The following is a 12019-nucleotide window of genomic DNA, read 5'->3' as shown; positions in this document are numbered from 1 at the left end:
ATCATTCTCCTGACTCAACTTTTTTAATCGGGGCAAACTCAGCCAATAAGCGTTTAATGCCGGTCGGTTGTTCAAAGGCAATATCTAACTCGGCGCTTTCTCCTTGTCCCGTAACTTTTACAATCGTCCCAATGCCCCAAGCTTTATGCTGCACCTGTTGACCAATTTGCCAATGTACTTGACCAGCAGCACTTTGATTCGCCACACTCGGAGCCTGTGGGTGTTGTTGAGGTTTACGTGGTCGACGAATAGAACGACGTTGATCAAACGGGTATTGCGTCGTATTAGCTTGTGGCTGCACAGCTTTTTGTTCTAATAAATCAGGAGTAATTTCGTCAACGAATCGCGATTGAGGATTACTCTGGGTACGACCATATAACATTCTGGACCAGGCACTAGTCAAATATAGTCGTTCCTGTGCCCGGGTAATGCCGACATAAGCCAACCGCCGTTCCTCTTCCAATTGCTCAGCATCATTCAGTGAGCGACTTAAAGGAAAAATTCCTTCTTCCATGCCCACTAAAAAGACTACTGGAAATTCCAAACCTTTTGCCGCGTGTAATGTTAACAACGTCAGCTGATCACTTTGGTCAGCTTCCGTATCTTCACTGCTCACTAACGCTAATTCTGCTAAAAAATCGACCAGAAAATCAGCTGCTTCATCCTCTGGCTCATAATTTTGATCAAAATCTTGTGTCACCGTTAATAATTCTTGAATATTTTCTAAACGCGTTTGGGCCTCAAGACTATCTTGCCGCTCTAAGTTAGCCACATAGCCACTTTGTTCAAGTACCGCTTGCATTAAATCAGTCATGTTGGCATAAGCCTTGGGTTGTTGCAACTTGTGGATCATCTGCGCAAAGTTTTGCAGGTTGAGTTTAACTTTACCTGATAAGCCTGTAATGGTATCAGCATTGAAAGCTGCTTCTAACAAACTAATTTGTTTTTGATCGGCAGCTTGCTGCAACTTCGCCAAGGAACCCTGTCCAATCCCGCGTTTAGGTTCATTAATTACTCGTTGAAAACTTAAGGAATCTTTAGGATTAGCAACCAATTGTAGGTAGGCTAAAACATCCCGAATTTCTTTGCGATCATAGAATTTGTGCCCACCAATAATTTTGTACGGTAGGTTCGCCTTCAACAATTGATCTTCGAAAATTCGCGATTGTGCATTAGTCCGGTACAAAATGGCCATTTGCTTTAACTGATAGGCTCCCGCCTGGCGTAATTTGACAATTTGGTCAATTACATATAACGCTTCATCCCGTTCGGAAGCAGCACGATAATAAGCAATTTTTTCACCCTGCGGATTATCTGTCCATAATTTCTTCGGTTGCCGATTATTATTATTGGCAATCACGTCATTAGCTGCTTGTAGTATCACTTTGGTCGAGCGGTAATTTTGTTCCAATAAGATTGTTTGTGCTTGAGGATAATCCTGTTCAAAATTCAAAATATTATCCATGTTAGCACCGCGCCAACCATAGATACTCTGATCGCCATCACCCACGACACAAATGTTTTGGTATTTGGCTGCTAACAGACTAACTAAGCGATACTGAGCATCATTCGTATCCTGATATTCATCCACGTGAATGTAATGAAACTTTTCTTGATAAGAATCTAAAATTTGCGGATTTTGCTCAAATAAAATCGTCGTCTGCATAATCAAGTCATCAAAATCCATACTTTGATTATCTTGTAAGCGCGCCTGATATTGTTCATAAACTTGGGCAGCAACTTTTTCAAACGGACTATTAGCTTGTTGAGCATAAGTTTTAGGCGTTAGTAACTCATTTTTGGCACCACTAATCACACTCAATAAAGCCCGCGGATCATATTTTTTGGGATCAAGATTTAACTGCTTTAAAATTTGCTTCACCAAAGTTAATTGCTCTGATGAACCCGTAATTGTAAAAGCGCGACTATAGCCAATTGCTTCTGCCTCACGGCGCAAAATTCGCACACACATCGAATGAAAGGTCGAGACCCAAACTCCCTGTGCATGTTCACCTAACAATTTTTGAACCCGTTCTTGCATTTCACGCGCAGCTTTATTGGTAAACGTAATCGCCAAAATGTGCCACGGCAAAACCTCTTGTTCTTCGATTAAATAAGCAATCCGGTGTGTCAAAACTCGCGTTTTACCACTACCAGCTCCAGCCAAAACCAACAAGGGACCATTTGTTGTCGTTGTTGCCTGTTTTTGTTTATCGTTTAGTCCCTGTAAAATAGCTGTTTCTGACATTAAATTCTTCCTTTTCTTTTCTAAATTACAGTCTCAATTATAGCAAACTCCCGCGGACAATCCAGCCACACGAAAAGAATATCTATCATACAATCGCAAAAATTATCCACCAATTTTTCAGTGCGTCTAACTCCCAATATTTAGCATCTTCTGCAGCTGTTAATGCCAAACAAAGAGGTTGGGCTAAAAGTCAGCTGACAGTTCAAGCTGAACTGAACTGCTGGCTTTTTCAATTCAATCAGCTTAATGATCACATACAATCATTAAGCTGATTGACCCCAACCTTGATTTATTATTTTTTATTTTCAAACAAGTCAGCTTTGTCAAACATCACTCTAGTTTAAGCCCACCCGGGTAAAAATTTCATCAATATGTTTTAAATGCCAGTGATAATCAAAGGCTTCATCTAAATCAGCGGGACTCAAATACTGCATAATTTGCTCATCAGCTTCTAGTAACGACCGAAAGTCCACGTGCTCTTCCCAAACTTGAGCCGTCTTGGGTTGCACCAAATCATAGGCTTGCTCCCGACTTAACCCCGCATCAATTAACTTCAACAACACACGTTGTGAATAAATCAAGCCATGCGTAACATTTAAATCAGCAGCCATTTTATCTTCAAAAACGGTTAAATTGCTTAAAATTTTAGTAAAACGTTGTAACATATAGTCCAAAATTTCCGTGGAATCTGGCAAAATAATCCGTTCCGCTGAGCTGTGCGAGATATCCCGCTCATGCCACAATTCAATATCTTCTAGTGCGGTAAACACATGTCCTTTTAAAACACGCGCTAAACCCGTAATATTTTCTGAACCAATCGGATTACGCTTATGAGGCATCGCTGAGGAACCTTTTTGTCCTGGCGCAAAATGCTCCTCGACTTCGCGCACTTCAGTGCGTTGTAAGTGTCTAATTTCTAAGGCAAAACGTTCTAAGGAAGCCCCAATCAAAGCCAATGTCATGATATATTCAGCATGCAAATCACGCGGTAACACTTGTGTAGAAATTTCCTGCGCTGTCAAACCTAACTGGGCACACACCATTTGTTCGACTTCGGGAGGCACGTTAGCAAAGGTCCCTACCGCACCACTGATCTTCCCGGCTTGAACACCTTGAGCAGCATGATCAAACCGTTGTAAATCGCGTTTTAATTCTGAATACCAATTGGCCAATATTAAGCCAAAGGTGGTGGGTTCAGCATGAACACCATGAGTCCGGCCCATCATCACCGCCGTTTTATATTGTTGCGCCTTTTGAGCCACTACGTGTAACAACTCCACTAAGTCTTGGCGCAACAAAGTATTAGCTTGTTTTAACAAATAGCCATACGCTGTATCGACGACATCTGTCGAAGTAACTCCAAAGTGAATCCACTTTTTTTCTGGACCTAAGCTTTTGGAAACAGTCCGTGTGAAAGCTACCACATCATGCTTCGTAATTTTTTCCATTGCGATAATATCTGCTACTTGAAAGCTAGCGTTGTGTTCAATGGCAGCTAAATCAGCATCCGGAATTTTTCCGAGACGATTCCAAGCTCGGTCAACGGCAATCTCCACTTCTAACCACGCCTGATATTTATTTTGCTCACTCCAAATTTGGGCCATTGCTGGATTCTGATACCGTTTGATAACCATGAACTTCTCCTTTATCCCTTAACTGTAAAGCTACCGCTATTTTTAAATCTGCCACAACTCTGTGGCGTTCACATAATTGAGTAATTGTTGTTCATTTTCCGCAAAAACCACTAAAGTTCCAACTTCTGTTTGGTCTGTGGCAGACGAATAGTCACGATGATTAAATTTTAATTGCCATTGTGGATGTTGCTGAATCAAAGCCACCGCTGTGGACAAATGCTGTTTAGTCACCTGTAACTCACAGCCATTCATCCAGGGGGTTAAGTTAGGCAGGGGCCAATTACACAAACTGCGGATTAACAATTCTTCCTGAGAGGTTTGCGTCACCGCTGCAAAAATTTGCGCGGAAAACACGGTTCCCGGATATAACCGTTCAACATAGAGCATTCCCGATTGGGTAGTACACAATTTAATCGCAAACAAGCCTTGATAATGCAAATGACTGCCAATGGTTTGGGCAATTTCTTGCACTTCTTGTTTCAAAGCGACTTCATCAATTTTCGTAACTAAAGCCGTTTTCAAGCCTTGCGGGCGTGTAACCTTGATCAACGGATAAGTTTTAATGTCGCCCGTGTAATCTTTCGTAACCATGGCAAAGACTTCTTGATGAATATCGACCAATGATTCCAAAATAAAGGAGCCTTGTGGCAATTGATAATTGTCAATTTGTGCTTGATTATAAAATGTTTCTTGAAAATCAGGATCCACCGCGCGTTGAATCGGTTTTAAAAGACATGGAAACCCAATTTCTGAAACAGCCATTTGTAAGTCAGCTTTATTCACAACCGTGACATACGGAGTAATATTCAAATTATGTTCGTTCAAAAAGCACCGTTCTAAATAACGATCTTGCATCAAATCAAGAATTTCAGTACCTTGAACTAATTTTTCCGGCTGGGCTAATTGTTGCGGATCAGGTAATTCGATCTGACTATCATTATATAAAACTAAATCCACAGCTTGAAACAAGCGTTCTAACAATTCTAAGTTGTGGTAATCACCCACGATTAATTTACTAACAACATTGGTCCATTGCTTCGGCCGGTCAGTCAAAACTGTCACCTGAAAGCCCATATTTTGCGCTTGAATGGCCAATTGTTGATCACTACTACCACCATGAATAATTCCTAATTTACTGTTCGGTTCCATAAATTCCATGCTTAATTCTGCCTCATTCTTCTGCAAAAATTACCTTTCCGTTCTCAAAACCACTGATTCTAGCTAAGGACAGAATCGGAATCTGCTGTTCATCAATCAGCTGCCGCCCTTTTTGGAAAGTCTTTTCAATGACAATCCCAATTCCTTCTAACGTCGCCCCTGCTTGTTGAATAATCGTGGTCAAGCCGGAAACTGCTTGTCCATTAGCCAAAAAATCATCCACAATTAAAACGTGATCTTGAGCAGTCAAAAACTTTTTAGCAATACTAATTTGATTAGTTTCTTTTTTAGTAAAGGAGTAAACATCCGCAACATATAAATCCGAACTCATTGTAATAGAACGATGCTTCCGAGCAAAAACCACTGGCTTTTGAAAAGCAACGCCCGTTAAAACGGCGGGCGCAATTCCCGAAGATTCAACAGTTAAAATTTTGGTAATCGGCAATTTTTGAAAATGCTGATAAAAAGCCTGACCCATTTTTTGCATTAACAGCGGATCAATTTGATGATTTAAGAAACTGTCAACTTTGAGCACATCTTGGCCTAAAACTCGACCATCCTGCTTGATTCGTTCTTCTAGTTCACGCATTGTGGTGCCTCCCTAAGCTTTACTTTAAGATTACCATTATCACTGCATTAGTGAAATACTTTAATTTATTTGGTATCATATTCATCTAAATTATAAGTCTGAATAATTTTGATTAGTTTTTTAGCATAATCTGGATCTGTAGCATAACCATCTTTTTGCAAACTTCGCGCCGCCTCGACATAGTTGTCAGCCGCTAGTACGTGCTGGTACTGCTGCTTATTCCAAGTAGTACCGTTTGCCAACAATGCATCATGATCGGCAATGGATGCTTCAAAATTAGTATAAACCTTAAAACGGGCGGTCACTGTGACCCACTGTCCATTTTGGTACTCTTGAGTTTGTAATTCTTGCGACTCTTGGGGATTGTCATCTTTCACGCCAAACAAATTGTGATAATCACTAGCCAAACTACTTTGACCCCAATTACTTTCCAAAACGGCTTGGGCCAACGTCACGCTTGGTAATACATGATACTGTTGCCCGTATTTAACAGCCGCTGGCGCTAACTTTTTAATAAATTGCTGTTTTTGCCGAAATTGATTCTGTACTTGAATATTCGGCTGCGAGTTCACAACTTCTTGTCGCCAATGATTAATCATTATGACCGCTAAAACAAATCCACAACCTAAGATTAAAATTGCCACCAAGCCATTCGCAAAATTATTTTGCTGAGTTGCCCGGCTACGCCTTTTTGCCAAATTTTTCACCGATATCTTTCTCATAATTATGATAACATGCACCCAAGATTTATGTAAAAAAAAACCAGCCCGTGGGCTGGTCAGCACTAAGAGTTTAAGCTTAGTCTTTGTTAACGTTAACTGCTTGTGGTCCACGATCACTTTCTTCGATATCGAAAGTAACTGATTGACCTTCTTCAAGAGTCTTATAGCCTTCACCGTTGATAGCGGAGAAATGTACGAATACATCACTACCATCTTCGCGAGTAATAAAACCATAACCTTTTTCAGCGTTAAACCATTTTACTGTTCCATGTTCCATGTGAACATCCTCCTCAAAACACTTTTTGCATTTCTTTGTGGCCGATATGGAAGTTAGTTACACATGAACCATCGAACCATAACCATTCAAAAACACGTCTTTATATTAACATGCTCACAAAAGATAATCAATCAAGTTTTGCTAAATTTATTAAATTTATTTTAATATGGAAAGCACACTTTAAACAGCTCTTTGCGCTCCTAGAGCCTAACAAGAACCACTTCTTCACATTAAGAAACCAGCAATCAAAAAATTAAAAAATCTAGTAAAGTGAATAATATTCTTATCCAAATTGTCGTAGTGCCACTTGTTTAAATATTCGCCAAAAATTAAGTATTAAGCGATTTTTGTTCAATCATTTTCATATATGACAACAAAAAAAAGTAGCCGTAGCTACTTTAATTAAGATGCGGGTAAGAAGACTCGAACTTCCACGGAGATAATTCTCCACAAGATCCTTAGTCTTGCGCGTCTGCCAATTCCGCCATGCCCGCAAAAACAATACTCATTCATCATAATATGAATGGGCAAATTTTGCAAGCAACTGCGGCAAAAATAAATTAGCATCAATTAACACAAATCTTTTATTTTTATGAGGCAACTGGCATCTAACTCCAATTGGGAGCTGGAACAAAAAATTTTAACCTAAGCGCTGTAAACACTTAGCAATCTCAGCCGTTGCTTGGTCTTGATCTTGTTCAGACTGCTGAAATTGATCCAAGTCCACCGTACGATTATCTTTCATACTATCAATCATTTGCTGGCAAGCTTGAACATAAGCTTGATAGGCTTGAACTAAATTCATATGAATGCCCATAAAACGTGCTGGAGCTCTTAAATCGGCTAATTGTTGGGTTAATTGGGCATATTCATCAGTCCCATGCTGAAAATCACCCTGAATTGCCAAGTAATGAGCAGATTGCATTTGCTCTAATTCGTTTTTTTGCAAAGCCGTTTTAATTTCTTGAAACTTAGGATTCAACTCTTCTTGAATTTCCTGCGTCCGTTGTAAAACATCATTTAACGTTTGGGCATACTTGATTGCCCGCTGTTGTGCTTTATTAACCATGTCTTTGCCTCCTTAAAATTGATCAAAAACTGTATACGGCAACTGCCGCTTATGAGCAGTCTTCAAATACCAATTTTCAATCTTTTGGGCTGCTGATGCTGTGACTTCTTTGCCTTCCAAATAATCATCAATCTCTTGATACGTTACCCCCAAAGCAACTTCATCAGCTAAGCCTGGCCGACCATCCTCTAAATCAGCCGTCGGGGTTTTAGTATATAAATTGGCCGGGGCTTGCAAGTATTGCAATAATTGACGGCCTTGGCGCTTATTTAACCTAAATAAAGGCGTAACATCGGCGGCACCATCACCGTATTTAGTATAAAAACCCGTAATATTTTCCGCGGCGTGATCGGTTCCCACTACAACGCCCTTAGTTTCACCAGCAATCGCATACTGTACAATCATGCGTTGACGCGCTTTAATATTGCCTTTATTAAAATCACTAATGGTTAAGCCATTAGGTGTGATACTAGCCACGACTGCATCTACCGCTGGCTTAATATCCACCCGATAAGTCTTGTCCGGTTGAATAAAGTCTAAAGCCTGTAAAGCATCTGATTCATCAGCTTGTTGCCCATAAGGCAAACGAACGGCAATAAATTGGTAACTAGATTGGGGTTGTTCTGCTCGTAATTCACTAACAGCTAACTGGGCCAAGCGACCTGTTAAAGTCGAATCTTGACCACCAGAAATTCCTAACACTAATGTTTTTAATTGATTTTTTTGTAAAAAATGCTTTAAAAAGTCCACACTCCGCTGTACTTCTTGTTCGGGATCAATCTGGGGCGCAACTTTTTCAAAAGCAATAATTTCTTTTTGTAATGGACGCAATCTTAAAACCTCATTTCTCAAATACAATTACTTTAACACAGTTTGATAAATTTCACTGATTGTTTGAGCCAAACGTTCGTTAGAAAAATTGGCAGCACAATATTCATAATATTTCTGGCCCAAAGCGCGTAATTCATCTTTTTGCCACAAGTCATGAGCTTGAATTAACGCCTGTTTTAGGCTTTCAAAATCATTAATAGGGGTAATCCAACCCAGCCCCGGTTGAACGGCTTGCGCATCCGAACCAGCATCACTAGCGACCACGGGTAAACCATTATTAGCTGCTTCTAGTAAAACTAGTGGAAAGCCTTCCGATAATGATGGTAGGACAAATAAGTCCGCGTTTTGGTAATACTGCTCTGTTTTGTCTTGAAAGCCGATAAATTCGACTTTTTGTGCCAAATCTAGTTCTTGTACTAAGTGTTCCAATTGGGGCCGCGAAGTTCCATCACCCACTAGCTTTAAGCGCCAGTCAAAATCTAGCTCTGCTAAAACTTTTAAGAGTAATTGTTGGTTTTTCACAGGCACTAAACGAGCAACATTCAATAGCGTAAACGGATCTTGTCGCGTCGTTTGGGGCGCTTTTTCGCGAAAGTACATTGTATTAAAGACCGGCTTGATTTTGTCTGCGGCAATCCCCACTTGTTCTAAAATTGGCTTAAATTTAGCAGTTACTGGCATCAATAGCTCAGCTTTTTTCAAGGCCCGTAAATTTAAAGAAGTCATTAACTTTCCTTTGAAATTGTCAGCAAAATCCACATAAGGATCACTATGAACCGTAATGATCCACTTTGCATGCACATGCCTATAAATCAAACTCATTAAAAAATTAGCCCGGGGACCATGCGTATTCACAATATCAATTTGATTATCATTAATGAACTTCTTGAGACGCCCGAGCACCCGCAAATCCAACTGCCCATCTTGGTTCATAATAGTAGTGGGAATTTGCCATTCATTTGCTAGATCAGAAACTGGCCCCCGTTCAAAAACTAAGAGCTGCGAATCAATATCTCGTTGATTCAAGCCCCGTAAAATATTAATAATAATCGTTCGTCCGCCGCCATTTTCATTCCCGGCGTTCACGTGTAAAGTTTTCATAAATTAAATCCTCACAATAAATTGTTAAACAAATCTAGTTATCGTAAACTAAAGGTATTAAAAAAGGAGTTTAGAAAAATTGCCAAAACAAATTAAAATCTTAGATTTGCCTTTTATTAGTACTACTAATCAAAATTTTATAAAGTTACTCCAGCAACGTATCACTAATCATCAAAATACCTTTATTGTTACTGCTAACCCTGAGATTGCAGTTTATGCTTACGATCATCCAGAATATCGCAAATTAATTCAAACAGCCGACTACATCACTCCTGATGGTATCGGGATTATTAAAGCAGGACAAATGATGCATCAACCACTCTCCGAACGAATTACTGGCTTTGATACACTTACTAGTTTACTAGAAATTGCCAATAAGTGTAGCCTAAAAGTATATTTATTAGGTGCTAAACCCGAAATTATTACTAAAACCGTCCAAAATATTCACCAAAAATATCCCCAACTAAAACTTGTCGGATCACATGACGGGTATTTTCAAGATGAACAACCCATTGTCCAAGAAATAAAACAAACTAAGCCTGATATCGTGGCTGTCGCTTTAGGGTTTCCCAAACAGGAAGAATTTATTTATCGCCACCGCCAACTGACGCCTGCAATTTGGATTGGCGTGGGAGGCAGTTTTGACGTCTTATCTGGAACGGTCAAACGCGCCCCGCAATTAATTCAAAACTGGCACTTAGAATGGCTCTATCGCTTATTAAGCCATCCTAGTCGTTTTAAACGTTTCTTAGCTTTACCGCGCTTTTTAAAATTAGTTAATCAGCAACATTAACCCTGAAAATCTTTGAGTAGTTCCGCACTTAATAGTGTCCTAATAATATCTTTTTAATTTTTGTAACAGCATCATTACCTTTCAAATTACGCCAACGACGCAAAAAAATTCCGTTCCTAAATTAATTTTTAAGAACGGAATTTTTGATTACTTAGAAAAAAGTTCAGCTTTAAGGAAACATAACTTTAGTTTTTCTAGAGGCTAGATGTTGTGGTTTGGGTTTTTGTAAGACAAACAACAAGTATGCTGTGACCCAACCAAAATACATGCTAACTCCGGGCGCATTGAGAACATGCCCTGAAAAGATTGACATAAAAATTCCCAAGCCAAAGGCCACAAAATACAATAAATTGGTTTGAATTTTTGGTTGGAAAAAGTAACGGCAGAATTCAAACAATAAATAGAAGATAATGCCGACTAACGGCAAAATTGTAATCACGAAACCAATAATTCCAAATTGGAAGAAGAAGTCTAACCAATCCATCTCCACAGTTCGTGGATGCTTACGATAATTACCCCCGTAGCCCATCCCAAATAATTTTTGGGCCAAGGCAGATTTTTTATATTCATAACTATTTAGGCGATAATAATTGGTCCGGCCGCTTAATAACTTCGCTAGTAGCGGATTACTTAATTCCTTATTTTGCAATAAGAAACGCTCGTAATGATCCATATGCTTTCTGTGCTTTTTATCAGACAACATTTTCTTTTTATTTTGTTGATTTTCGCGAATAATTCGATTTTGAATCACACTATTATCATGAACTGGTGAATGCGGATAAATTGCTAAAACTCCCCCCAATAAAACGGCAATTAGAACCGTATTAATGATATTGGCAGCTTTTTTTTCATGCGTCACAAAGATTCGTATTAACTGCAAACAGAAGGCCGAAATGAGCGCTAAAATCATCCCATAGAAACAGCTTTTCGTTCCGAGCATTGTAATAGAATTGACGGATAGAATCACGCCGCCAAAGTACCAATAATTATGTTGCTGCTGAGACTTTTCTAGCGCATATAGCAAAACAATTGGAAAGGCAATTGCCAAAATTGCACTTAACTCATTGCCAGCATTAAACCAACCACTTGTTCCTAATTTTCCCTGGGGATAGGTATGAAAAGCCGTCTTGGTCATAACTGCTACAATCATGACCACGTTAATCATCATTTGTGCCCAATAAACAAAAACCGGCACCGAACGCTTTAATTGCTGTGCTGATAAATTCTTAAACGCGTAGTACATGCCCAAAATAATAATTAAGTAATGCAGACTTTTAAAACACGCCGAAATTTCTGTAAACCACGAAAAAGCGGGCTTATTGAAATAATTAACCACCAAATTAATCACAACTAATACTAATAATAGTCCTAAGAACCACGGCACATAACGATCCAGCCAATCATCACGCTGGTGCGCAACTTTTAAAATAAAGCCAACAATTAAAACTAGCATAATTGCACGAATCGCTACGCCCAGTGTCAAACTAAAGTTAGGCAATACTTTCATTTGCCAACCGGTAATCACATCCAAAATTGGTTGTATTAAAAAATAAATCATTAAATACCAACTAAAACGTTGAATTGAACTAGATTTCAC

The 12019-nt window shown here is 39.3% G+C and carries 11 protein-coding genes and 1 tRNA gene; 1 reads left to right on the top strand and 11 read right to left on the bottom strand.

The genetic code is table 11. The annotated features are described in order from the left end of the window. Nucleotide 1: 1 nt before the first annotated feature. From pcrA to AC3B5S_RS06260, 10 genes are all read right to left on the bottom strand, one after another. Nucleotides 2-2248 carry a DNA helicase PcrA gene (gene pcrA, locus AC3B5S_RS06305; protein WP_489790211.1) on the bottom strand — a complete coding sequence of 749 codons (2247 nt, stop codon included), beginning with the start codon at nucleotides 2246-2248 and terminating at the stop codon, nucleotides 2-4. Nucleotides 2249-2583: 335 nt separating this feature from the next. Continuing rightward, nucleotides 2584-3882, bottom strand: coding sequence for an adenylosuccinate lyase (gene purB / locus AC3B5S_RS06300; RefSeq protein WP_489790210.1), 1299 nt, complete (start codon nucleotides 3880-3882; stop codon nucleotides 2584-2586). A gap of 42 nt (nucleotides 3883-3924) precedes the next feature. Beyond that, complete coding sequence (locus AC3B5S_RS06295) at nucleotides 3925-5040, bottom strand: ATP-grasp domain-containing protein (RefSeq protein WP_489790209.1); 1116 nt, start codon at nucleotides 5038-5040, stop codon at nucleotides 3925-3927. A 13-nt stretch (nucleotides 5041-5053) separates the two neighbouring features. Beyond that, complete coding sequence (locus AC3B5S_RS06290) at nucleotides 5054-5629, bottom strand: xanthine phosphoribosyltransferase (RefSeq protein ID WP_489758204.1); 576 nt, start codon at nucleotides 5627-5629, stop codon at nucleotides 5054-5056. Nucleotides 5630-5694: 65 nt separating this feature from the next. Beyond that, nucleotides 5695-6336: a glycoside hydrolase family 73 protein gene (locus AC3B5S_RS06285; RefSeq protein ID WP_489758203.1), complete on the bottom strand. Its 642-nt coding sequence runs from the start codon at nucleotides 6334-6336 to the stop codon at nucleotides 5695-5697. 91 nt (nucleotides 6337-6427) lie between these two features. After that, entirely contained in the window at nucleotides 6428-6628 is a 201-nt protein-coding gene (locus tag AC3B5S_RS06280; protein ID WP_489756232.1) for a cold-shock protein, read from the bottom strand. Nucleotides 6629-7036: 408 nt separating this feature from the next. Then, a tRNA-Leu gene (locus tag AC3B5S_RS06275) sits at nucleotides 7037-7122 on the bottom strand. Nucleotides 7123-7268: 146 nt separating this feature from the next. After that, complete coding sequence (locus AC3B5S_RS06270) at nucleotides 7269-7697, bottom strand: hypothetical protein (protein ID WP_489758202.1); 429 nt, start codon at nucleotides 7695-7697, stop codon at nucleotides 7269-7271. Between the two features lie 12 nt (nucleotides 7698-7709). Next, entirely contained in the window at nucleotides 7710-8528 is an 819-nt protein-coding gene (gene nadE / locus AC3B5S_RS06265) for an NAD(+) synthase (RefSeq protein WP_489775170.1), read from the bottom strand. Nucleotides 8529-8555: 27 nt separating this feature from the next. After that, nucleotides 8556-9629, bottom strand: a complete 1074-nt coding sequence (locus AC3B5S_RS06260; protein ID WP_489775169.1) for a glycosyltransferase family 4 protein — start codon at nucleotides 9627-9629, stop codon at nucleotides 8556-8558. A gap of 79 nt (nucleotides 9630-9708) precedes the next feature. Here AC3B5S_RS06260 and AC3B5S_RS06255 point away from each other — a divergent pair, with 79 nt between their 5' ends. Continuing rightward, a complete protein-coding gene (locus tag AC3B5S_RS06255; protein WP_489775168.1) occupies nucleotides 9709-10422 on the top strand; it encodes a WecB/TagA/CpsF family glycosyltransferase in 714 nt (237 codons plus the stop codon). 169 nt (nucleotides 10423-10591) lie between these two features. Here the strand turns inward: AC3B5S_RS06255 and AC3B5S_RS06250 are convergent, their stop codons facing one another. Beyond that, a complete protein-coding gene (locus AC3B5S_RS06250; RefSeq protein ID WP_489769568.1) occupies nucleotides 10592-12019 on the bottom strand; it encodes an O-antigen ligase family protein in 1428 nt (475 codons plus the stop codon).

The organism is Bombilactobacillus sp. ESL1094 (assembly GCF_058107425.1).
The sequence above is the reverse complement of the archived record's forward strand: the minus strand, read 5'-3'. Positions and strand labels throughout refer to the sequence as shown.

Bases quoted from the DNA above. Each gene is read 5' to 3' on its own strand.
- pcrA (WP_489790211.1), bottom strand. From the start codon at position 2,248: ATGTCAGAAACAGCTATTTTACAGGGACTAAACGATAAACAAAAACAG.
- purB (WP_489790210.1), bottom strand. From the start codon at position 3,882: ATGGTTATCAAACGGTATCAGAATCCAGCAATGGCCCAAATTTGGAGT.
- AC3B5S_RS06295 (WP_489790209.1), bottom strand. From the start codon at position 5,040: ATGGAATTTATGGAACCGAACAGTAAATTAGGAATTATTCATGGTGGT.
- AC3B5S_RS06290 (WP_489758204.1), bottom strand. From the start codon at position 5,629: ATGCGTGAACTAGAAGAACGAATCAAGCAGGATGGTCGAGTTTTAGGC.
- AC3B5S_RS06280 (WP_489756232.1), bottom strand. From the start codon at position 6,628: ATGGAACATGGAACAGTAAAATGGTTTAACGCTGAAAAAGGTTATGGT.
- AC3B5S_RS06270 (WP_489758202.1), bottom strand. From the start codon at position 7,697: ATGGTTAATAAAGCACAACAGCGGGCAATCAAGTATGCCCAAACGTTA.
- AC3B5S_RS06260 (WP_489775169.1), bottom strand. From the start codon at position 9,629: ATGAAAACTTTACACGTGAACGCCGGGAATGAAAATGGCGGCGGACGA.